The organism is Luteimonas sp. TWI382, assembly GCF_039674545.1.
Taxonomy (GTDB): Bacteria; Pseudomonadota; Gammaproteobacteria; order Xanthomonadales; family Xanthomonadaceae; genus Luteimonas.
This window is the reverse complement of sequence record NZ_JBDJNS010000004.1, coordinates 86,518-108,816: the sequence shown is the minus strand read 5'-3', so window position 1 is coordinate 108,816 and position 22,299 is coordinate 86,518. Positions and strand designations below refer to the sequence as shown.

The following is a 22,299-nucleotide window of genomic DNA, read 5'->3' as shown; positions in this document are numbered from 1 at the left end:
GCAACTCGATGGCTCAGGGCAGCAGATGCAGCGCCTGCGCACCCCCGCGGACTGCATCGACCACCAAGCGGCGATCGAAGCTGGCCAGGCGGCCGCCCATCTGGACGGCGAGTGCCAACAGGTAGGTATCGGTGACCTGGCCTGAGGTCAGCAGCCGGTCGTGCGCGACGTGCGGCGCATCGAGCAGGCTCAGCGCATCGGGCCAGAAGCGATGCCCCGGATGCGCGCACAGACCGGCCAGCACCTGCGCCGCCTCGGTGACCGAATCGGCCGGGTTGGCATAGCGCGGGTTGGACATGATCCGCAGCGCACCGTTCTGGGTGATCGGGCACGACGCCCAGCCTTGCGCGCCTTCCTGTGCGAACCAGTCGTGGGCGCGGTCGTGGTGTGCGTGGAGGGGGTCGAGCAACGCCAGCAGCACGTTGACGTCGAGTAGATGCACCGGCGCACCCGGCGGCCAGCCGGGCGCGCGCTCTTCCACGCGATGCGGTGTCATGGCGCCTCGTCGCGGAGGCGATTCACCAGCTCGAGTGTCGCCCGCTCGGCGCCAGGCCGGGCCGGCAGCAGCGGAATCCCGTTGCGATAACGCGGCGGTGGTGCGGCCGGCGTCAGGCCCTTGCGGACCAAGTCGGACACCACCTCCCCAAGGCTGCGCCCCTGCGCCTGGGCCAACGCGCGGGCCGCGGCGAGGATATCGTCGTCGAGTGACAGGGTCGTGCGCATAGGTGGCGCTCCATGATGGGCCACATCAAGCATCGCGCATCACGCATCATTACGCAAATGGGCGGCTCGTTGCGGTGCCGAACTCGTGGTCTCAGAGGCGTCGGGCGCGCGGCAGCGACTTCGCGTCGCGCTCGCCAGCGCGCGCCTGCGCATAACGGGCCCAGGTCGCGTCGATCGTCTCGCCTGTCAGCGCGGCCCAGGTGTCGGCCGTGTAGGCCCCCGCCCGAAGCGCGGCATCGAGCTTGTGCACCAAGCCCGGGTGCGCAGTGTCGGCCCATTTGAGGAATGCGCCGCTGACCCGGTAGCCGGTGTCGTAGCGGTGCTCGTCGGCGACGGTGTCCGGGAGCGCCCAACCGCTGGCGGCGTTGTCCAGGCCGTAACGATCGCGTGCATAGTCGGCGATGCCTTCGGTCAGCCATACCGGCGCGCCATCGCCGTAGCCGGGATAGGACTGGACGATGTGCATGGCTTCGTGGGTCACCAGATCGACATCGCCAGGGCGCTCGATGAGCCAGGCCGGGTTGATCGTCATCGTCGCCTGGCCCTTGTTGTCGACGAAGGCGACGCCGTCGTAGTCCGGGTCGATGACGATGTCGACCGCATCGGCCGCTGCGGGGTTGAAGTCCGCGCGCTGGCGCGCATAGGTCGAGAAGAACGTGTCGACGATGCGGTCGCGCATGCCGGCATCGAGCGCATCGGTCGCATCGCGGTAGACGAGCGTCACGCCGTCGCGCTCGATCGTGGTCTCCATTGCCGCAGCCGTGGCGAGCGGCAGCAGGCACAGCAGCGGGAGCAGACGGGCAGGGCGGGTCATCGGCGGGTCTCCAGCGGGACGGGGGTGAAGGGGGCGAGCAGTTCGAGTTCAGCCAATTGCAGGCGACCGGGCGCCGAGAAGCGCACGCGATAGGTATCGAAGTCGCCAGGCGTCTGAATGCGGAACGGGCGCGTCTGGCGCGGCCATTCGAAGGTCTGGGCCCGGCGAGTGTCGATCGTGCGCCACGGGCCGTCGCCGCGACGCGCCTCGAGCGTCCAGTCCGCGTCCCGGATCGTGCGTTCGCCGGAGGTCAACGTGTAGAAGCGCGCGCGGCCAGGCTGCGGCAGCGCGACCTCGACCGCGGTGTCGTCGCCACGCAGCCACAGGCCGCTGGTGGCATCGTCATCGATCAGGATGCCTGCCTCCTCGCCGGCCACCGTCGCGCGCGCGCCCGCGACCGCCAGGTCGGCCAGCGTCGTCGGTGCCTGGCCGACAGGCGTCAGCGAGGGCGGCGCGTCTTCCGGCCGGCTGCCCCAGGTCGAGGGCTCGGGTCCCATGTGGAATTCCAGCGTGGCGCCGGCCGCGATGATCTCGTGTGGGATCCACGTGCGGTGCCAGGGGCGCCCGTTGACGGTCAGCGATTGCACGTAGACATGCTCCGGCGCGTAGTCGATGGCACGGACCTCCAGCGTCCTGCCTTCGCCCAGGCGCACGCGGGCGCGTTCGAACAGCGGCGAACCGATCACATACTCGGGCGCGCCCATCCGCAGCGGGTACAGGCCGAGCGATGCGAACAGATACCAGGCCGACATCTCGCCGTTGTCCTCGTCGCCGGGGTAGCCCTGGCCGATCTCGCTGCCCAGGTACAGCCGCGACAGCACCTCGCGCACGATCCGCTGGGTCTTCCAGGGCTGCCCGGCATAGAGATACATCCACGGAATGTGGTGTGCGGGCTGGTTGCTGTGCGCGTACATGCCCAGGCGCACGTCGCGGGCCTCGGTCATCTCGTGGATCACGCCGCCATAGGAACCGACCAACGTCGGGTCCGCCGTCTCGGGCGTGGCGAAGAACGCGTCGAGCTTGGCCGCCAGGGCCTGGCGGCCACCATAGAGCGCAGCCAGCCCATTGCCGTCGTGCGGTGCGGTGAACGCGAACGTCCAGCCGTTGGACTCGGTGTAGTCGTGGCCCCAGACGCGCGGGTCGTACTGCGCCGACGGCACGCGCCACGCGCCACTGGCATCGCGGCCCTGGAAGAACCCGGCCTGCCGGTCGAACAGGTGCGCATAGGCGGCCGCGCGGTAGCGGAAATACTCGGCTTCCTCGTCGTAGCGCTGTCGGGACTGCGGTGTCTCGGCGTGGTCGGCCAGCGCCTGGGCCATGCCGGCGATGCCGAAGTCGTTGAGCGCACCCTCCATCGTCCACGACATGCCCTCGGGCACGCGGGTGTCGGCATAGCCGCGGAAGGTCGCCTCGGCCATGCCCTTGCGCCCGACGTGACGGCTGGGCGGGACCACGGTCGCGTTCTTGAGCGCGGACTCGTAGGCCAGCGCCGGATCGAACCCCGCCACGCCCTTGCGCCAGGCATCGGCGAAGGCGACATCGGTGCTGGTGCCCACCATCAGGTCGGCGTAGCCGGGCGACGACCAGCGCGCCAGCCAGCCGCCGGCGCGGTATTGATCGAGAAAGCCATTGACCAGTGCACCGGCGTTGTCGGCCGCGAACAGCGTGTAGGCCGGCCACGCAGTGCGGAACGTGTCCCACAGCCCGTTGTTGATCACGATCCGGCCGTCGCGCACCGGCGCGAAGGTACGCCGGGCGTTGCCCTGGGCGTTGTCGTCGGCGCTGCTCATCTGGCTGGCATAACGCCAGTCGGGCTGGGTCGTGCTGCCGGCGTTCTCTGCGCCGCTGTTGGGATACAGGAACAGCCGGTACAGATTGGAATAGAGCGTCGTGCGCTGGTCGTCGCTGGCGCCTTCGACCTCGAAGCGGCCCAGCAATGCATCCCATCGCGCACGGGCGCGCTCCGATACGCTGGCAACGGTGTCGGACTCGCCCATCTCCAGTGCCAGGTTGTGCCAGGCCTGCTCGACCGAGATCAGCGAGGTCGCGACGTGCATGCGTACCGTGCGCGCGCCGTCGCCGGCGAACTTGATGTAGCCGGTGGGCCGGCCGGTGTCGATGACGCCGCTGTCGCGCCACGGCGTATCGAAGCGGGCGACCACGAACATGCGCGTCGCGCCGGTGGACAGGCCGCTGCGCACGTCGGTGTAGCCGGTCAGTGTCCCGGTCTCAGCGTCGAGTTCCAGCCCGCCGCGCGCATCGACGTTGTCCAAGAGCAGGTTCGCATCGCCGTTGGCGGGAAAAGCGAACTCGAATACGGCTGCGTGGTCGGTCGGCGCCAGTGCCGCCTCGATGCCATTGTCGAAGCGCACCCGGTACAGGTGTGGCCGCGCGGTCTCGGTCTTGCGGTCGAACGCCAGGGCACGCGTCCGGCGATCGGCTTCGGGCACGCCGCGATCGCTGGAGGGCATGAACTGGAAGGTTTGGCGGTCGCCCATCCAGGGGCTGGTCTGGTGACTGAGCGCCAGCGCCTGCAGTCGCGGCCGGTTGGCCGCGTCGTTCTGTTCGTTCCAGCGATAGAGCCAGTTCAGCACCCCCGCATCGGTCACCGGCGTCCAGAAGTTGAAGCCGTGCGGTACCGCAGTCGCAGGAACGTTGTTGCCGCGCGAGAAGCGGCCGTTGGACTGGGTACCACGCGTGGTCAGTACCCAGTCGCTGGGATGCGCCCGTGTCTGGCGCGGCACCTGCGCCAGTGCGATGTCGTCGATCCAGCCGCGCGCAACGGTGCCGCCCGGCGGTTGCACGTCGAGCTCGATCGCAACCACGCGCCGGCCGCGCAATCCGGCCACGTCGCCCAGGCGCACCGCCTTGCGCGCCCATTGCTGTGGATACAGCGATTTCGATGCGCCCTGCGCGGGCGCGCCGATCCTCACGCCGTGCTGATCGCGCGCGTCGCCGGCAGACAACCGGCTGCCGTCGTCGAGCAGCAGATCCAGCGAGACCCATGTCGATGCGTCGGTATCGCCGTCGACGATCTCCGGCAGCACCAGCCACGACAGTTCGGTGTCCGGCTCGACGGCGATGTCGACGTCGAACAGCCGCTGACGAGCAGGCGCCGCGGCCTCGTAGCGCAGTGCCTTAAGACCGCTGTAGCCGACACCGGCACGCGCGGCGTAGGGGGCCTGGGGGCCGTCACCCACGCGTACGGCGAGCGTGCCGGTCGCCTCCATCGTCGGTTGGGGGTCTTCGGTTTCGAACGTGCCGGTCGCCTCCATCGTCGGTTGGGGGTCTTCGGTTTCGAACGAAGTGGCGAACCCGGCGGCGTCTTGCGCCTGCGCGGGAAGCATGGAAGCGGCGGCGGCGAGCGCGCACGCCAGCAGCGTGCGCGTCGAGAGGCGTGGGGTCATGCCGGGGTGCTCCGGTCGCGAGTGGGAGGACGCGCCGTACGGTCGCGCTGTCCGCCAGGCGCATGCGCGTAGGTCAGCGAACTGTCGCGCTCGACCAGATGCACCGGCGCGATCGTCGTGCACCGCGGCGCATCGGGTGCGCGGCCGCGCTCAAGGACCATGTCCACCGCCTGCCGTCCGAGCGCGCGTGGGCCGGTGGCCAGCGTCGTGAGCGCCGGCACCTGGGCGCAGGCCTCGGGCGTGTCATCGAAGCCGGTGATCGCGAAATCGCGGCCTGGCGCAATGTTGCGCGCGCGCAGGCCCATCATCAGTCCGAAAGCGACGCCATCGTTGTAGGCCACCACCGCGGTCGGCGCGGGATCGCGTGCGAACAGCGCCGCTGTCGCCAGGCTTGCCGCGATCCGCGTGGGTGGGCACTCGACGATCCACTGCGGCTCAAGCGCAACCCCGGCCTGGGCGAGCGCAGCGCGGTAGCCGTCGGCGCGTTGGCGGAACGAACTCGATGTGCGGCTGCCGCCGAAGAACGCGATGCGCCGGTGGCCTTGCGCCAGCAGGTGCTCGGTGGCCAGGCGTGCGCCGGTCGCGTTGTCGGCGCCCAGGTAGTCCCAGTCGCCGTCGGCCACCTCGCGGTTGAACAACAGCACAGGCGTGTGCAGCCCGACGACCGGCCGCAGATCGTCGGCGCGCGTCCCATCGGCGGGCGTCAGGATGACCCCGGCCGGGCCATGCTCGATCAGCGACGCCAGCACCGCGCGCTGGCGCTCGACCGACTCGCCGCTGCTGCCCAGCAACATCACGCAGCCGGCGCCGGCCAGCGCTTCGTCCACGCCAGCGGCGAACTCCGCCACGAAAGGGTTCGATAGATCGTTGACGACCAGGGCAACGCTGGTGGAGGTCTTTCGGCGCAGGTTGGCAGCGCTGCGGTTGTAGACGTAGCCCTGGCGGCGGATCTCCGCTTCGACGCGTTGCCGGGTCCGGGCTGCGACCACCTGACTGCCGCTGAGCACCAAGGAGACGGTGGCCGGCGACACACCGCAGGCGCGCGCGATGTCGGCCAGGGTCACCCGTCGACGCGTTTCGGATCGGGTCATGTCTAGATCGATTTAAGGGTGGCATCGATCCTGCAGAAAATCCCCGGGCTTGGCAAACCGCGCTGCAACATTCGCGCCAGCCCCATTGGATTCGATGTGTTTGGTGGTCGCGGTCGCGCGACGCCGGCACGGCGCCAGTGGCCAGCATGCTTGCCGCAGTGCAGCGTGACACGCTTAATTGAAACGATTAAATCGATCAGCGGAGCGAAGCCGAGGGGGCGGCGTCGTTCGGTCAAGCGCTCGCCGCCGGTGCTTCTGGGGCCGAGGCGGGCGATATGCGAACCATTCGGCACTGCGGTGCCACGACACGCCGGCCGCACGCCGGGCGTGCCTCACGTCCTGATGGGAGAGATCAGATGCGCAGCAGTCCCTTGTCGATGTTGATCGCCGCGGCATTGGTGTCGGGCGCCGTGTCCGCCCAGACCACCGCACCGCCGGCCGCGCCGTCGGATGTGGCCCGGCCTTCCGGCCAGCCCACCGATATCGATGCGATCCGGGTCACCGGATCGCTGATTCCACGTGCGCAGATCGAAGGACCGTCCCCGGTCACCACGATCACCGCCGAGCAGATGGAGCAGCAGGGCTTCACCAATCTGTTCGACGCATTGCGCGCGTTGCCGCAGTCCAGCGGGCCCGTCCAGGATGCACAGAGCACCGGGACCTATACGCCCGGCGCCAAGACCGTGAGCCTGTTCGGTCTGTCGCCCAGCTACACGCTCACGCTGATCAACGGCCGGCCCGTCAACAGCTACCCTCTGGGCTACAACGGCAACACCAGCATCGTCGACATCGCCAACATCCCGATGGGCATGGTCGAGCGGGTCGATGTGCTGACTGGCGGGCAATCGTCGGTCTACGGCTCGGCGGCGATCGCCGGCGTGGTCAACATCGTGCTCAAGGACCGCATCGAGGGCGCGCATGCGCGCTATCGCATCGGCGGCTACAGCGACGGCGGCGGCGAGAATCACCGGCTGCAGTTCAGCATGGGCCATGCGCTCGGCGACTGGGATGTCAGCTACGGCCTGCAGTACGAGCGGCAAAAACCGATCTACGCCTTCGAGCGCGACGCCACCGACAGCGCCGCCGACAACCCGACCGGCCCGGTCGATCCGGCGCGCACGTTCCTGCGCCAGGATCTGACCGCCGGGGCGACGGGCTACATCGACCCCGGCGCGGCGGCCTGCGCGCCACTGTCGTACCTCTACGGGGGCAGCACCGAGTACGCGTTGCGCGACATCGACGGTGGCGGCCGCTACTGCGGCAGCCTGCGCAACGTCGGCACGGCCTCGCTGCTCAGCGAGAGCGAAAGCGCCAGCGGCAGCCTGTTCCTGCGCCGCGCGCTCGGCGAGCACGCCGAGTTCTATACCGATGTGCTGCTCAGCTACAGCCGACCGACCTACACCGGCGGCAGCCCGTCGTGGAACCAGAGTTTCTACAACCAGACCACCGGCCGCTATGAACAGTGGCAGCGCATCTTCGCCCCCGAGGAAGTGGGGCTGCACGCCAAGGACCAGCGTGTCTACACCCGCAGCTATAACGTCGCGGCCGGCGTGCGCGGCACGCTGGGCGACAGCGGCTTCGACTACGACGTGTATCTCAACCGTTCGGGCACCGGCGCCATCCGCAAGGCCACCGATTTCCTCGCCCGCAACGGCGTCGACGACCACTACCTCGGCCCGAAGCTGGGCGTGGACGCCGCCGGGTATCCGATCCATGCACCCGACGAGGCAGCGCTGTATCGGCCGATCACGCCGGAACACTACGATGCCTGGAGCGCGATCAACCGCGCCAAATCCACCGCCTGGAACCAGGGGGGCACGGCGCTGCTCACCCATGCCGAGCTGTTCACGCTGCCTGCCGGGCCCGTGGGCTTTGCGGCGATCGTGCAGGGCCAGCGCGAGCGCTTTTCCAACCGTTCGCAGTCGGCCGATGCGCGCGATCTGTTCCGCAACGCCGGCGGCGGCACGATCGCCCGCGGCGAGCGTGATCTGTACGCGGCCGGTGTCGAGTTCCAGGTGCCGGTGACCGGCAACTTCGACATCAACCTGTCGGGGCGCTACGACAAGTACGCGCTCGACGGAGGGGGCGGCAACGGCAAGCCGACCTGGAAGGCCGGTCTGGAGTTCCGTCCGCTGGACACCCTGCTGCTGCGCGGCAGCTACGCCACCGCGTTCCGCTCGCCGGACATGTTCTATCTCTATGCGTCGGAGACCAGCGGGTTCACCAGCACCACCGACTACTATCGCTGCCGGCAGGCGGGTTATGGCGTCGACGACTACGACGCATGCCCGCAGTCCGACCAGTCCACCCGGCATCTGGGGCAGGGCAATCGCGACCTGCGCGACATCACCGCGCGGACGTTCACCTATGGCGTGGTGTGGTCGACGCCGGGCAATGCGTTCACGATGTCGCTCGACTACAACGCCATCGAGATCGAGGACGAGGTCGAACTGCTGGGTATCGCCGATATCCTGGAACTGGAAGCCAACTGCCGGCTGGGCGTGTCGGAGAACGGGCAGACCCGCTACGACATCGATTCGCCGACCTGTCGCGACGTGATCGCCCAGGTCCAGCGGCGCCCGGGCAGTGATCCGGTCGATCCCAACGGCGTTGCCGAGGTCCGGACGTATCCGATCAATCTCGCGCGCCAGCGTCAGACCGGTGTGCAGGCGGCGGCACGCTATCGCTGGACTGCCGGCAGCGTCGGCGACTTCGATGTCGACCTGGGCTACTACCGCACGCTCAGTCATGACCGCCAGCCGCAGGCCGACGATCCAGTCGAGGATCTGCTGTGCTGCGCCAACTCCAACGAACTTCAACACCGCACCACCGCCAGCGTCGCCTGGAACCGCGGCCCGCTCGCCGCGACGTTGTGGGGCGTGCGCAATGCGCGCAGTTGGAACGCGGCCGGCCGCGCCCGCGACATCGGCCCGTGGACGACCTTCAACGGCAGTGTCTCTTACCGCTTCGGCGAGCGTTACGGCGTGCTGTTCTCGGTCAACAACATCGCCAACCGCAAGCCGCCGGTGGACCGCACCAACGGCAACTGGCCGTTCTACGACCGCGGGCTCTACAACGCCCTGGGGCGTTCGCTGCAGATGGAATGGTCGATGGATCTCTAGTGCGCGATGGCGACGGCGCGGGGCCCTACAATGGGCCATGGCCGATATCCTCGAACTCCATCGCGGCACCGCGCCGCTGCTGGTCAGCCTGCCGCATGACGGCACCCGGCTGCCCGACGATCTCGCACAGCGCCTCACCCCCGAGGCCCGGGCCGTGCCGGATACCGACTGGCACGTGTCCCGGCTGTACGCCTTCGCGCGCGCACTCGGCGCCTCGATCCTGGTCCCGCGCTACTCGCGCTATGTGATCGACCTCAACCGACCCGAGGACGACACGTCGCTGTACCCGGGACAGAACACCACCGGACTGTGCCCGCAGGTGCGTTTCGACGGCGGGCCGGTCTACTTGGACGGGGCCGCGCCAGACGCGGGCGAGATCGCCGAGCGGGTCGACCGCTACTGGCGGCCCTACCATGCTGCCTTGCGCGACGAACTCGCTCGTCTGCGCGCCCGCCATCGCCGGGTGGTGCTGTGGGAAGGGCACTCGATTCGCGGCACCCTGCCGTTCCTGTTCGACGGGCGCCTGCCCGATCTCAACCTCGGCACCGCCGGTGGCAGCAGTTGCAGCCTGGCGCTCGAAGCGCGGATTTCGGGATTGCTCGAGGGACAGGCGGACTACGAATGGGTCGCCAACGGCCGTTTCCGCGGCGGCTACATCACCCGGCATTACGCGGCGCCCGACGAGGGCATCGAAGCGGTCCAGTTGGAAATCAGCCAGCGCTGCTACATGGACGAGGCCAGCTTCGCCTGGGACGCGGCCCGGGCCGCAGCGCTGCAGCCACTGCTGCAGCGCCTGCTTCAGACCGCGATCACCCACGCGCAGGGCAGTCGAACCGGCTGACGCTTGGCAGATTCGTGACACCCAAGGCCGCATGCTGCCCGCCATGAGCCGACCCGATGTCCTGCGCCCCCACCGGCCGATGCTGTGGCTGGTCGCGGCGGCGGTGTTCATGCAGATGCTGGACACCACGATCGTCAACACCGCGCTGCCGGCCATGGCCGCCAGTCTCCAACAGTCGCCACTGCGGATGCAGGCGGTGGTCGTGGCGTATGCGCTGACGGTGGCGGTGCTGATCCCCGCCTCGGGCTGGCTGGCCGACCGCTTCGGCACCCGCCGGGTATTCCTGGCCGCGATCGTCGTCTTCACCCTGGGGTCGCTGGCCTGTGCGTTGTCGCAGACGCTGCATGCGCTGGTGGCCTCGCGCGTGCTGCAGGGCGTGGGCGGCGCCATGCTGCTGCCGATCGGCCGGCTCGCGGTACTGCGTGCGGTGCCGCGGACCGAGTTCCTTGCCGCGATGACCTTCGTCACCGTGCCAGGCCTGATCGGGCCGTTGATCGGGCCCTCGCTCGGTGGCTGGCTGGTCGAGGTCGCGAGCTGGCACTGGATCTTCCTGATCAACCTTCCGCTGGGCGTGGCCGGTGCGCTGGCCACGCTCCGGCTGATGCCCGACCTGCGCGCGCCGGTGTCGCGCTTCGACCTGCTCGGCTACGGCCTGCTGGCCTTCGGCATGGCGGCGGTATCGCTGTCGGTCGATGCCCTGTCGGGGCACGCCGCGCGGGGCGCGGCGCTGGTGGTGGTGCTGGTCGCCGGCTTCGGCGCATTGGTCGCCTATTGGCTGCACGCCGCTCGCGCTCCGGCGCCGCTGTTCCCGCTGTCGCTGTTCCGGGTGCGGACCTTCAGTGTCGGCGTGCTCGGCAATCTGTTCGCGCGGCTGGGTAGCGGCGGCATGCCCTATCTGATCCCGTTGCTGCTGCAGGTCGGTCTGGGCGTGCCGCCGGCGCGCGCGGGCATGATGATGATCCCCGTCGCGTTCGCGGGCATGTTCTCCAAGCGCATCGTGGTGCCGCTGGTGCAGCGATTCGGCTACCGCAAGGTGCTGGTGATCAACACCTTGTTGACCGGGCTGGCGATGGCGAGCTTCGCGCTGGTGCATCCGGGCCAGCCGCTGTGGCTGCAGATCGTCCAGCTTGCGTGCTTCGGCGCGGTCAACTCGCTGCAGTTCACCGCGATGAACACCTTGACGCTGCGCGACCTCGACGGCGAGCACGCCAGTGCCGGCAACAGCCTGCTGTCGATGGTGATGATGCTGGCGATGAGCCTCGGGGTCGCGACCGCCGGCGGCCTGCTGGCCGCTTTCGGCGAGTCGGGCGGCGGCGAGCCGGTCATCGCCGCATTCCGCTGGACGTTCGTCTGCGTCGGCGCGCTCACGATGGTCTCGGCCGGGATCTTCGCCCAACTCGGCCGCACCCGGCGCATCCCGGAGCAGGCGGTCGGCCAGGCCGATCAGGGCTGAGGCCGCCCCCGCGGCTCAGGCCGCGAGCCAGGCCGGCAGGTGCATCGCCACCGGCACCGTGACCACAGCCAGCAGGGTCTGCAGTGTGATCAGCGCGGCCATCAGCGGCGCATCGCCGCCCATCTGACGCGCCATGATGTAGGCATTGGACGCCGTCGGCAGCGCGGCATAGAAGCAACTGGCGGCCGTCACCCCCTCGCTGGCGCCGAGCAGCCGGCAGGCGAGCACTGCGACCAGCGGCAGCGCCAGCAGCTTGAGTGCCGAGGTCGCGGCCAGTGCCGCCGGGCGGGAGGCCGACCATGCGAACACCAGGCCGCCGCCGACGCAGATCAGGCCGAGCGCGAGCGCCGCGCCGCCCAGAATCTCCAGGCCATGAGCGAGCGCGATCGGCAGCGGCAGCCCGGAGAGATTGACCGCTGCGCCGGCGGCGGTCGCCATGATGATCGGATTGCTGGCCAAGCCGCGCGCGACCCGCCCTGGACTTGTCGGCCGTTCGCTCCAATGGGTCAGCGCCACCACTGCGATCACGTTGACCGCCGGCAGGCAGATCGCCAGCGCCAGCATCACCAGCGCGGCCGTGTCGCGCTCGAACACGACCGCCGCGACCGACAGGCCGAAGTAGGTGCTCGGCCGGGTCGCGCCCTGGATCACCGAGGATCGGCTGGCATCGGGCAGGCCGCGGGCCAGCCGCAGCGACAGCGCGACGGCGGCGGCGAACAGTAATGTCGGTAGCAGCGTGGCCGCGGCCAGGTCGCGCAACTGCACCGCCGAGACGGCCAACTGCGCGGTATTGACGAACAACAGCGCTGGAAATGCGACGTAGAACGTGAACCATTCGATCGCCGGGAAGAAGCCCTCGGGCGTGCGCGGCGAACGCCGCAGCCAGACGCCGAGCAGCACCACCAGCACGACCGGGAGGGTGTGGGCGATCACTGGAATGTCCGCGGCACAGGGGCTTGCCTACACATGCAACATCGTGAGCGATTCGCCATCAAACCTCCAACGTGGCCAGATCGCCCGCGCCACGCGCGACGCGCCGTCGCGGCAATGTCCACGCCGTCACCACGGCGGGACGGAACACGAATCGCCGTCAAACTTCCAGTGTTGCCAGATCGCCCTTGGTCTCCAGCCACGCCTTCCGATCTCCGGCCCGCTTCTTCGCCAACAACATGTCGATCAGCGAGCGCGTCTCCAGGTCGTCGTCCACGGTCAGCTGTACCAGGCGTCGGGTGTCGGGATGGATCGCCGATTCGCGCAACTGCGAGGGATTCATCTCGCCCAGGCCCTTGAAGCGGGTGACATTGACCTGCCCCTTGAGCTTTTCGCGCGCGATTTTCTCCAGCAGCAGTCGCTTCTCCTCTTCGTCGAGCGCGTAGAACACCTGCTTGCCGACATCGACGCGGAACAGCGGCGGCATCGCGACGAACACGTGGCCGGCCGCGACCAGGGCGGGGAAATGTCGCAGGAACAGCGCGCTGAGCAGCGTCGCGATGTGCAGGCCGTCGGAATCGGCGTCGGCCAGAATCACGACCTTGCCGTAGCGCAGCCCGGCAATGTCGTCCTTGCCCGGATCGCAGCCGATTGCGACCGCGAGGTTGTGCACTTCTTCGGAGCCGAGCACCGTGGTGCTGGCCACTTCCCAGGTGTTGAGGATCTTGCCGCGCAGCGGCAGGATCGCCTGGAAATCCTTGTCGCGCGCCTGCTTGGCGCTGCCGCCGGCCGAGTCGCCCTCGACGAGGAACAGCTCGGTGCGCGAGAGGTCCTGGCTGATGCAGTCGGCCAGCTTGCCGGGCAGGGCGGGGCCCTGGGTGACCTTCTTGCGGACGATCTGCTTCTCGGTCTTCAGCCGCGCGCTCGCGCGCTCGATCGCCAATTGCGCGATCCGCTCGCCCAGTTCGACGTGCTGGTTGAGCCACAGCGAGAACGCGTCGTGGGCGGCGCCCTCGACGAAGCCGGCCGCCTGCCGCGACGACAGGCGCTCCTTGGTCTGGCCGCTGAACTGCGGATCGGTCATCTTCAGCGACAGCACGAACGCGACGCGGTCCCAGACGTCCTCGGGCGCGAGCTTGACCCCACGCGGCAGCAGGCTGCGGAAATCGCAGAACTCGCGCAGCGCATCGGTGAAGCCGGTACGCAGGCCGTTGACGTGGGTGCCGTGCTGCGCGGTCGGGATCAGGTTGACGTAGCTCTCCTGGACCAGTTCGCCCTCCGGCAGCCAGGCGACCGCCCAGTCGACGGTCTCGGTCTCCCGGCCCAGGCCGCCGACGAACAGCTCGGGCGGCAGCAGTTCGCGCCCCTCGAGCGCGCCGCGCAGGTAATCGCGCAGGCCGTCCTCGTAGTACCACGCGTCGCGTTCGCCGCTGACCTCGTCGTGCAAGGTGACGCGCAGGCCCGGGCACAGCACTGCCTTGGCGCGTAGCAGGTGGCGCAACGCGCGCAGGCTGAACTTCGGCGAGTCGAAGTACTTCGGGTCCGGCCAGAAGCGCACGCGCGTGCCGGTGTTCTTGCGGCCGACGCTGCCGACCACTTCCAGCGGCGTGGCGCGATCGCCATCGCGGAAGGTGATGCGGTGCTCGCTGCCTTCGCGCTTGATATGCACCTCGACCAGCGTCGAGAGCGCATTGACCACGCTGACGCCGACGCCGTGCAGGCCGCCGCTGAAGGTGTAGTTGCGGTTGTTGAACTTGCCGCCCGCATGCAGCCGCGTGAGGATCAGTTCCACGCCCGGAATCTTCTCCTCGGGATGGATGTCCACCGGCATGCCACGGCCATCGTCGGCGACCTCGCAGCTGCCGTCGGCGTAGAGCCGCACTTCGATGCCGCGCGCATGCCCGGCCAGCGCTTCGTCGACCGCGTTGTCGATGACCTCCTGCGCCAGATGGTTCGGGCGCGCGGTGTCGGTGTACATGCCCGGGCGGCGCTTGACAGGGTCCAGGCCCGAAAGGACTTCGATGTCGGCAGCGTTGTAACGGTTGTTCATTCGGCGATGCAGCGGGGAGGTCGGCGCATGGTAAAGGAATTGCCCGGACGTCGATTCGAACCTGTGTCCGAGCACAACCGCGCCACGACGCGATGTAATCGATTTCGGGTCCGTTAAGCCCATGTGCAGCCGATGTAAGCGGCCAGTTGTTCAGTTGGAGGCCGGTCGCGCGTGGCTAGGTTGGACCCGTCGCCGCTCCCAAGCGGCACGCCGCGCCCCAGGGCGCACCCATCATCGAGGTATCGCAACCGGGACCTGTCCCGCATTGGAGAACCACCTATGAAGACCCGCACTCTGCTGTTCGCTGTCGCCGCTGTCGCCGCTGCCACCGCCTTTGCCGCCCCTGCGTTCGCGCAGGATGCCCAGGACGTCCAACAGCAGGTCCGCCAGGCAGAGGTCGCGGCGCAGCAGGCCGAACAGGACGCGCAGACCGCCGAGGCCGCCGCCCAGGCCGCTGAGCAGGCTGCGGCCGAGACCTATGCATCCGATGCCATGAACGAGGCGCAGGATATCGAGGACGAAGCGAGGGATGCAGCCAAGCTCGACACCGAGGCGTCCGAGCGCGCGGCCGACCAGGCCGACGTCCCGGCCTGACCGTCCGGCTCCCGTAGCCAGCCCGCGAACGCCCCGGCCTGCCGGGGCGTTCGTCCATCCGGGCGCCGGTGCCCAGCGCGGCGGCGCCGCAGCCTGTAGAATGGGGCTTTCCAGCGACCGCTGTTCTCATGACGCTCCCCACCAGCTCCATCACTCCGCTCGTATTCGTGACCGGCGGCGTGGTCTCTTCCCTTGGGAAGGGCATCGCCGCAGCGTCCCTGGCCGCCATCCTCGAAGCCCGCGGTCTGCGGGTGACGATGATGAAGCTCGATCCCTACATCAACGTCGATCCGGGCACGATGAGCCCGTTCCAGCACGGCGAGGTCTACGTGACCGACGACGGTGCCGAGACCGACTTGGATCTGGGCCACTACGAGCGTTTCATCAACGTCCGCCTCTCGGGCAAGAACTCGATCACCACCGGCAAGATCTACGAGAGCGTGATCCGCAAGGAGCGCCGCGGCGACTACCTGGGCGCGACGGTGCAGGTGATCCCGCACATCACCGATGCGATCAAGCGTGCGATCGACCAGGCGACCCAGGGCTTCGACGTGGCGCTGGTGGAGATCGGCGGCACCGTCGGCGACATCGAGTCGCTGCCGTTCCTGGAGGCGATCCGCCAGATCCGCACCGACCGCGGCAGCGAGAAAGCGGTGTTCATGCACCTGACGCTGGTGCCGTTCATCGCCGCGGCCGGCGAGCTCAAGACCAAGCCCACCCAGCACTCGGTCAAGGAACTGCGCTCGATCGGCATCCAGCCCGATGTGCTGCTGTGCCGCAGCGAGCAGCCGCTGCCCGACAGCGAGCGGCGCAAGATCGCCTCGTTCACCAACGTCTCCGAGAAAGCGGTGATCTCGGCGGTCGACCTGGACAACATCCACAAGATCCCGATGTGGCTGCACGCCCAGGGCCTGGACCAGTTGATCGTCCAGCGTCTGGGCCTGGATGCCAAGGCCGCGCCGACGGCCGACCTGTCGGAGTGGCTGGCCGTCGTCGACGCGGTCGAACGCCCGCTCGACGAGGTCACGATCGCGGTCGTCGGCAAGTACGTCGACCACAAGGACGCCTACAAGTCGGTCGGCGAGGCGCTCAAGCACGGCGGCATCCGCCAGCGCACGCGCGTGAGCCTGAAGTGGATCGAATCGCAGGACATCGAGCGCGACGGCGCGGCCGCGTGGCTGGCCGATGTCGATGGCGTGCTCGTGCCCGGCGGCTTCGGCGATCGTGGTTTCGAGGGCAAGGTGCTGGCGTCCGAGTACGCGCGCACCACCGGCCTGCCGTACTTCGGCATCTGCTACGGCATGCAGGCGGCGGTGGTCGACGTCGCCCGCAATCTCGCCGGGCTCCAGGGCGCCAACAGCACCGAGAACGACCGCCAGTCGCCGCACCCGGTGATCGGCCTGATCACCGAGTGGCGCACACAGTCGGGCGAGGTCGAGCGGCGCAGCGAGACCAGCGATCTGGGTGGGACGATGCGGCTTGGCCTGCAGGAGCAGCGGCTCAAGCCCGGCACCCGCGCCCGCGCGCTCTACGGCAAGGACGTGGTCGGCGAACGCCATCGGCACCGCTACGAGTTCAACAACCGCTACCGCACCCAGCTCGAGGACGCGGGCTTGGTGATCAGCGGCAAATCGATGGACGACCTCTTGGTCGAGATGATCGAGCTGCCTGACCATCCCTGGTTCATTGCCTGCCAGGCGCATCCCGAGTTCCTGTCCACGCCGCGCACCGGCCATCCGCTGTTCGTCGGCTTTGTCCGCGCCGCGCGCGAGAAGAAGGCCGGCGGCAAGCTGCTCAAGGAAGCGCAAGCGTGACCAGCGCGCCCCTGGTGGAGACGGCGCCTGCCGTGTCGACGGGGGCGCCGCGCCTGGACACCGCGCGGCTCGGCGTGTGGTTGCTGATTGCCGCGACCGCCACCTGTGGGGTGGGCTTGGCTGCGTACGTGCTCTACTTGAAAGCGAATGGGTACAGCGATGCCTATGGCATGGCGTTCGCGCCCTTCGCTCTGATCATCCTGCTCGCTGCCGCGCCGTTGGCGCTGTGCGGCGCGGCCTGTCTGCTGGGCTCGGGCATCGCCCGGGTCTGGCGCCTGCTTGGAGAACTCGAGTGAATCTTTGCGGCTTCGATGTCGGTCTCGACCGGCCGTTTTTCCTGATCGCCGGTCCCTGCGTGATCGAGAGCGAGCAATTGCAACTCGACGTCGCCGGCCAGCTCAAGGAGATCACCGGCGCGCTGGGCATCCCCTTCATCTTCAAGTCCAGCTTCGACAAGGCCAACCGCACCTCCGGCACCAGCTTCCGCGGCCCGGGCATGGAGGAGGGGCTGCGGGTGCTGGCCGAGGTCAAGCGGCAGATCGGCGTGCCGGTGCTCACCGATGTCCACGAGTACACGCCGATGGACGAGGTCGCCAGCGTCGTCGACGTGCTCCAGACCCCCGCCTTCCTGGTGCGCCAGACCGACTTCATCAAGAAGGTCTGCAGCGCCGGCAAGCCGGTCAACATCAAGAAGGGGCAGTTCCTCTCGCCGTGGGACATGAAGCCGGTCGTCGACAAGGCCAAGTCCACCGGCAACGACGCGATCATGGTCTGCGAGCGCGGCGCGAGCTTCGGCTACAACAACCTGGTCTCGGACATGCGCTCGCTTGCGGTGATGCGCGACACCGGCTGCCCGGTCGTGTTCGACGCCACCCATTCGGTGCAGTTGCCGGGCGGGCAGGGCACCTCCAGCGGCGGCCAGCGCGAGTTCGTGCCGGTGCTGGCGCGCGCGGCGGTCGCGGTCGGCGTCGCCGGCGTGTTCATGGAAACCCACCCGCGGCCGGCCGAAGCACTCAGCGACGGTCCCAATGCCTGGCCGCTGCACCGGATGCGCGCGCTGCTGGAGACCATGCTCGAGCTCGACGCGGTCACCAAGTGCCACGGCCTGCTCGAATCCGAGGTCTAAACGGCCCGGTGCAGGCGGGAGCGCGGACCGACGGATCCACCGGTCCTGCGCCGCGCCCCGCACCGATCCGTCCCATCGGCGGACGTCTGCAGCCACAATGCGTCTTCCTCACTTCTCCGTCCAACACGACACAGCGAGCCCATGACCACAATCGCCAAGATCCACGCCCGTGAAATCCTCGACTCGCGCGGCAACCCGACCCTGGAAGCGGAAGTCACCCTGGCCGATGGCAGCTTCGGCCGCGCGATGGTGCCCTCGGGCGCTTCGACCGGTGCACGCGAGGCGGTGGAGCTGCGCGATGGCGACCGCACCCGTTACCTGGGCAAGGGCGTGACCAAGGCGGTGGCCAACGTCAACGGCGCGATCGCCGAGACGCTGACCGGGTTCGACGCGACCGATCAGGCCGGGCTGGACAAGCGGCTGATCGACCTCGACGGCACCGAGAACAAGGGCCGGCTGGGCGCGAACGCACTGCTGGGCGTGTCGCTGGCGAACGCGCACGCGCTCGCCGCCTCGAAGAAGGTGCCGCTGTGGAAGCACCTAGCCGATATCGATGTGACGCAAGTGGCTGCCGTCCATGGCGCAACGGGATCGGCTTCGGATGGCCCCGCCCGGCCATCCGTGGCCGGGCGCTCGCAGGCGCAGCCGTCGCCGGAGGGGCGACGGCTCAACGCGCCCACTCTCCCAGTGCCGATGATGAACATCATCAACGGCGGCGCGCACGCCGACAACAATGTCGACTTCCAGGAGTTCATGGTCCTGCCGGTCGGCTTTTCGAGCTTCTCCGAGTCGCTGCGCGCCGGCACCGAGATCTTCCACGCGCTCAAGTCAGTGCTCAAGGGGCACGGCCTGAGCACGGCAGTGGGCGACGAGGGGGGCTTCGCGCCGGACTTCCGCAGCAACGTCGAGGCGCTCGACACCATTCTCGAGGCGATCGGCAAGGCCGGCTACGCCGCGGGCGAGGACGTGCTGCTGGGCCTGGACGTGGCCTCGAGCGAGTTCCACGACAACGGCAAGTACCACTTGGTGGGCGAGGGCAAGCGCCTGAGCGGCGAGCAGTTCGTCGACTTCCTCGCCGACTGGGCCGCGCAGTACCCGATCGTCACGATCGAGGATGGCATGGCCGAGGACGATTGGGCGGGCTGGAAGCTGCTGACCGAGCGCATCGGTCAGAAGGTGCAGCTGGTCGGCGACGATCTGTTCGTGACCAACCCGCGCATCTTCAAGGAAGGCATCGACTCGCAGACCGCGAACGCCATCCTGATCAAGGTCAACCAGATCGGTACGTTGAGCGAGACCCTCGAGGCGATCGCGATGGCCGATGCCGCCGGCTATGCGGCGATCGTCTCCCATCGCTCCGGCGAGACCGAGGACACGACGATCGCCGACATCGCGGTCGCCACCACCGCCACGCAGATCAAGACCGGCTCGCTGTGCCGCAGCGACCGCGTCGCCAAGTACAACCAGTTGCTGCGGATCGAGGAGGCGTTGGGCGGCCAGGCTCGCTACGCCGGCCGCGACGCGTTCGTCTCGCTCAAGCGCTGATCCCGGACCACCGCCATGCGCGCGATCCTCGTCGTCCTGCTGATGCTGACCGTACTGCTGGGATGGTTGCAGTACCGGCTGTGGTACGGCGTCGGCGGGACGACGCAGGTCGAGGAGTTGCGTGCGCGGGTCGAGGCGCAGGCCCGGCAGAACGAGGGCCTGCAGCAGCGCAACGACGCGCTGGCTGCCGAGGTCGCCGACCTGAAGTCCGGCGAGGCCGCGATCGAGGAGCGCGCGCGGGGCGAACTGGGCATGATCAAGCCCGGCGAAACCTTCTACCGCGTGGTCGACGATGTGCGGGTGGCGCCGTTGCCGACCGAGCACACGGCCGCTCCGGACGCCGACGACGGAGATCCTCGATGATCGCCGAACCCGCGCGCGGCGGCCTGTGGGCGATCGTGCCCGCCGCCGGGCGCGGGACGCGTTTCGGTGGCGACGTGCCCAAGCAATACCTGGAGGTCGGGGGCCGCAGCGTGCTGGCGCATACGTTGGCATGTCTTGCGGGCCACCCGGGCGTGGCGGGCATCGTGCTGGTGCTGGCCGCCGCCGATGCCGTGGACCTCGATGGCCTGCGGGCTGGGCTGGGCGACACGCCGCTGCTGCGGGCCGATGGGGGCGACAGTCGCGCCGATTCGGTGCTCGCCGGGCTACATGCGCTGCCCGACACCGTGCGCGCGGACGATTTCGTGCTCGTCCACGACGCCGCGCGGCCCAATCTCGCCGCCGCCGATCTCGACGCGTTGCTCGAGCGCGGGCGCACCGATCCGGTCGGGGCCATTCTGGCCGCGCCGGTGCGCGACACCCTCAAGCGGGCCGGCGACGATGGCGGCATCGACCGCACCGAGCCGCGCGAGCGGCTGTGGCGCGCGTTGACCCCGCAGTTGTTCCGGCGCCTGCAACTGGGGCGTGCGCTCGAAGCAGCGCATGCTGCCGGCATCGTCGTCACCGATGAGGCGATGGCGATGGAGCGCCAGGGGGCCCGCCCGTTGTTGGTCGAGGGCCGCGACGACAACTTCAAGATCACGACCCCGGCCGATCTGGCGCGCTTCGCGTTCGAGCTCTCCCAGCGCGGCTGAGGCCGCGTCTGGCACGGCGCAGCGCGCTGCGCTTGCCTTGCCGTCGAACCGTGGCAAGCTGCGGCCCCCTTCCCCGCAGGTGCGCACCATGTCCGACACGCCCCGTTTTCGCATCGGCCAGGGCTTCGATGTCCACGCTTTCGGCGATGGCGACCACGTGATGATCGGCGGCGTGCGCGTCCCGCACACGCGCGGCGTACTCGCGCACAGCGACGGCGATGTCGCGCTGCACGCCCTGTGCGATGCGATGCTCGGCGCGCTCGCGCTGGGCGACATCGGCGTGCATTTCCCGCCCAGCGACGACCGCTGGAAGGGCGCCGACAGCCGCGCCCTGCTGCGGCACTGCAATACGCTGATCGGCGAGCGCGGCTGGCGGGTCGGCAATGCCGACGTCACCGTGATCTGCGAACGGCCGAAGATCGGCCCGCACGCGTTGGCCATGCGCGAGGCGATCGCCGCCGACCTTGCGATCGCGCTCGACTGTGTCAGCGTCAAGGCCACGACCAGCGAAACGCTTGGCTTCACCGGTCGTGGCGAGGGCATCGCCGCGCAGGCCGCCTGCCTGCTCGTGTCCGCGTGAGCACGCCTGCGCTGCCGCGCGCCCACGGGCAGGCGGCGCTGTCGGCGACGATCCGCCAGGACGCCGTGGATTTCCGGGTCGACGAGCTCGATGCGTTCGCGCCTTCGGGCAGCGGCGAGCACCTGCTGCTGACGATCGAAAAGCGCGGCATGAACACCGCTTTCGTCGCGCGGCTGCTCGCGCAGTGGGCCAGGGTCGACGAGCGCGCGGTCGGCTATGCCGGGCTCAAGGACCGGCACGCGCTGACCACCCAGCGCTTCACCGTGCAGTTGCCCGGGCGCGAGGACCCGGACATCGCGGCGCTCGAGGCGATGGGCGAGGGCGCCGGCCAGGCGCTCCGGGTGCTGGCGAGCTCGCGGCACGCGCGCAAGCTGCCGCGCGGCGCGTTGGCCGGCAACCGCTTCGCGCTGACCTTGCGCGACGTGGCTGGCGAGCGCTCGGCGATCGAGGCGCGGTTGCACACGATCGCCGCCGAGGGCGTGCCCAACTACTTCGGCGAGCAGCGCTTCGGCCATGGCGGCGGCAATGTCGACAAGGCGCTGGCCTTCTTCGCCGCGCCGCGCCGGCGGCTGGGCCGCGAGCAGCGTGCGCTGCTGCTGTCGTCGGCGCGCTCGGCGCTGTTCAACCAGGTCCTGGCGGCGCGGGTGACGGCCGGCACCTGGGCGACCGGCTGCGAGGGCGAGGTGTGGATGCTCGACGGCAGCCGCAGTGTCTTTGGTCCCGAGCCATGGGGCGAGGCGCTGGCCGCGCGGGCCGCCGCGCACGACATCCATCCCACCGGGCCGCTGTGGGGCCGGGGCGAGACGCGGGCGGTTGGCGCTGCGCGTGAGATCGAGATGGCGGCGCTGGCCGACGCGCGCGCGCGCGCGCTGCGCGAGGGGCTCGAGCGCGCCGGTCTGAGCCAGGAGCGCCGGGCGACCCGCCTGCTGCCCGGCACGCTGGCGTGGGCCTGGCAGGGCGAGGCCGTGCTGCAGTTGGCATTCGCACTGCCGCCCGGCTGCTATGCGACCGCGGTGCTCGCCGAACTGGGCACCATTGCCAACGCCGCCGCGCCGCGGTCCCTGCCGGCGGCACCGGCCGACTGAAGCGCGCGTGGGGACTTGCTCGGGCGTGGGTTAGTAGTAATACTACTC

General features: G+C 69.3%; 19 protein-coding genes. 12 read left to right on the top strand and 7 right to left on the bottom strand.

Annotated features, from left to right (window positions below; genetic code table 11):
* Window positions 1–13 precede the first annotated feature (13 nt).
* The 5 genes from ABE505_RS04195 to ABE505_RS04175 form a co-directional block, all read right to left on the bottom strand.
* Window positions 14–496 (bottom strand): TA system VapC family ribonuclease toxin, encoded by a 483-nt coding sequence (locus tag ABE505_RS04195; RefSeq protein ID WP_346443725.1) that lies wholly within the window; start codon window positions 494–496, stop codon window positions 14–16.
* Complete coding sequence (locus tag ABE505_RS04190) at window positions 493–723, bottom strand: hypothetical protein (protein ID WP_346443723.1); 231 nt, start codon at window positions 721–723, stop codon at window positions 493–495. Before ABE505_RS04190 ends, ABE505_RS04195 begins: the two co-directional genes overlap by 4 nt.
* Window positions 724–814: 91 nt before the next feature.
* A complete protein-coding gene (locus ABE505_RS04185) occupies window positions 815–1,537 on the bottom strand; it encodes a basic secretory protein-like protein (RefSeq protein ID WP_346443721.1) in 723 nt (240 codons plus the stop codon).
* Complete coding sequence (locus tag ABE505_RS04180; protein WP_346443720.1) at window positions 1,534–4,944, bottom strand: GH92 family glycosyl hydrolase; 3,411 nt, start codon at window positions 4,942–4,944, stop codon at window positions 1,534–1,536. Before ABE505_RS04180 ends, ABE505_RS04185 begins: the two co-directional genes overlap by 4 nt.
* Window positions 4,941–6,035, bottom strand: a complete 1,095-nt coding sequence (locus ABE505_RS04175) for a LacI family DNA-binding transcriptional regulator (protein WP_346443719.1) — start codon at window positions 6,033–6,035, stop codon at window positions 4,941–4,943. The genes ABE505_RS04180 and ABE505_RS04175 overlap by 4 nt, the downstream gene beginning before the upstream one ends.
* Window positions 6,036–6,391: 356 nt before the next feature.
* On the opposite strand from ABE505_RS04175, the gene ABE505_RS04170 reads away from it, so the two are divergent.
* Genes ABE505_RS04170 through mdtD form a run of 3 tightly spaced genes read left to right on the top strand, consistent with a single transcriptional unit; the run spans window position 6,392 to window position 11,451 of the window.
* A complete protein-coding gene (locus ABE505_RS04170) occupies window positions 6,392–9,157 on the top strand; it encodes a TonB-dependent receptor (protein WP_346443717.1) in 2,766 nt (921 codons plus the stop codon).
* A gap of 37 nt (window positions 9,158–9,194) precedes the next feature.
* Window positions 9,195–9,998, top strand: coding sequence for an N-formylglutamate deformylase (gene hutG / locus ABE505_RS04165; protein WP_346443716.1), 804 nt, complete (start codon window positions 9,195–9,197; stop codon window positions 9,996–9,998).
* A 43-nt stretch (window positions 9,999–10,041) separates the two neighbouring features.
* The gene (gene mdtD / locus ABE505_RS04160; RefSeq protein ID WP_346443714.1) at window positions 10,042–11,451 is read left to right on the top strand and encodes a multidrug transporter subunit MdtD; all 1,410 of its coding nucleotides are present in this window, start codon (window positions 10,042–10,044) and stop codon (window positions 11,449–11,451) included.
* A gap of 15 nt (window positions 11,452–11,466) precedes the next feature.
* On the opposite strand, the gene ABE505_RS04155 is transcribed toward mdtD, so the two are convergent.
* Both ABE505_RS04155 and parE read right to left on the bottom strand, forming a co-directional pair.
* Complete coding sequence (locus tag ABE505_RS04155) at window positions 11,467–12,384, bottom strand: AEC family transporter (RefSeq protein ID WP_346443713.1); 918 nt, start codon at window positions 12,382–12,384, stop codon at window positions 11,467–11,469.
* Window positions 12,385–12,541: 157 nt separating this feature from the next.
* Window positions 12,542–14,431: a DNA topoisomerase IV subunit B gene (gene parE, locus ABE505_RS04150; protein WP_346443712.1), complete on the bottom strand. Its 1,890-nt coding sequence runs from the start codon at window positions 14,429–14,431 to the stop codon at window positions 12,542–12,544.
* 279 nt (window positions 14,432–14,710) lie between these two features.
* Here parE and ABE505_RS04145 point away from each other — a divergent pair, with 279 nt between their 5' ends.
* The 9 genes from ABE505_RS04145 (at window position 14,711) to truD (ending at window position 22,251) form a co-directional block, all read left to right on the top strand.
* On the top strand, window positions 14,711–15,025 hold the full coding sequence (locus ABE505_RS04145) for a hypothetical protein (RefSeq protein WP_346443711.1): 315 nt from the start codon (window positions 14,711–14,713) through the stop codon (window positions 15,023–15,025).
* 149 nt (window positions 15,026–15,174) lie between these two features.
* Entirely contained in the window at window positions 15,175–16,839 is a 1,665-nt protein-coding gene (locus tag ABE505_RS04140) for a CTP synthase (protein WP_346443828.1), read from the top strand.
* The gene (locus tag ABE505_RS04135) at window positions 16,836–17,135 is read left to right on the top strand and encodes a hypothetical protein (protein WP_346443709.1); all 300 of its coding nucleotides are present in this window, start codon (window positions 16,836–16,838) and stop codon (window positions 17,133–17,135) included. Before ABE505_RS04140 ends, ABE505_RS04135 begins: the two co-directional genes overlap by 4 nt.
* Complete coding sequence (gene kdsA / locus ABE505_RS04130) at window positions 17,132–17,965, top strand: 3-deoxy-8-phosphooctulonate synthase (RefSeq protein WP_346443708.1); 834 nt, start codon at window positions 17,132–17,134, stop codon at window positions 17,963–17,965. The genes ABE505_RS04135 and kdsA overlap by 4 nt, the downstream gene beginning before the upstream one ends.
* A gap of 141 nt (window positions 17,966–18,106) precedes the next feature.
* Window positions 18,107–19,510: a phosphopyruvate hydratase gene (gene eno, locus ABE505_RS04125; protein ID WP_346443706.1), complete on the top strand. Its 1,404-nt coding sequence runs from the start codon at window positions 18,107–18,109 to the stop codon at window positions 19,508–19,510.
* A gap of 15 nt (window positions 19,511–19,525) precedes the next feature.
* Window positions 19,526–19,873: a cell division protein FtsB gene (gene ftsB, locus ABE505_RS04120; RefSeq protein ID WP_346443704.1), complete on the top strand. Its 348-nt coding sequence runs from the start codon at window positions 19,526–19,528 to the stop codon at window positions 19,871–19,873.
* The gene (gene ispD / locus ABE505_RS04115; RefSeq protein ID WP_346443703.1) at window positions 19,870–20,586 is read left to right on the top strand and encodes a 2-C-methyl-D-erythritol 4-phosphate cytidylyltransferase; all 717 of its coding nucleotides are present in this window, start codon (window positions 19,870–19,872) and stop codon (window positions 20,584–20,586) included. Before ftsB ends, ispD begins: the two co-directional genes overlap by 4 nt.
* Before the next feature lie 88 nt (window positions 20,587–20,674).
* The gene (gene ispF, locus ABE505_RS04110) at window positions 20,675–21,166 is read left to right on the top strand and encodes a 2-C-methyl-D-erythritol 2,4-cyclodiphosphate synthase (RefSeq protein WP_346443702.1); all 492 of its coding nucleotides are present in this window, start codon (window positions 20,675–20,677) and stop codon (window positions 21,164–21,166) included.
* Complete coding sequence (gene truD, locus ABE505_RS04105; RefSeq protein WP_346443701.1) at window positions 21,163–22,251, top strand: tRNA pseudouridine(13) synthase TruD; 1,089 nt, start codon at window positions 21,163–21,165, stop codon at window positions 22,249–22,251. Before ispF ends, truD begins: the two co-directional genes overlap by 4 nt.
* The last annotated feature ends 48 nt before the right edge of the window (window positions 22,252–22,299 follow it).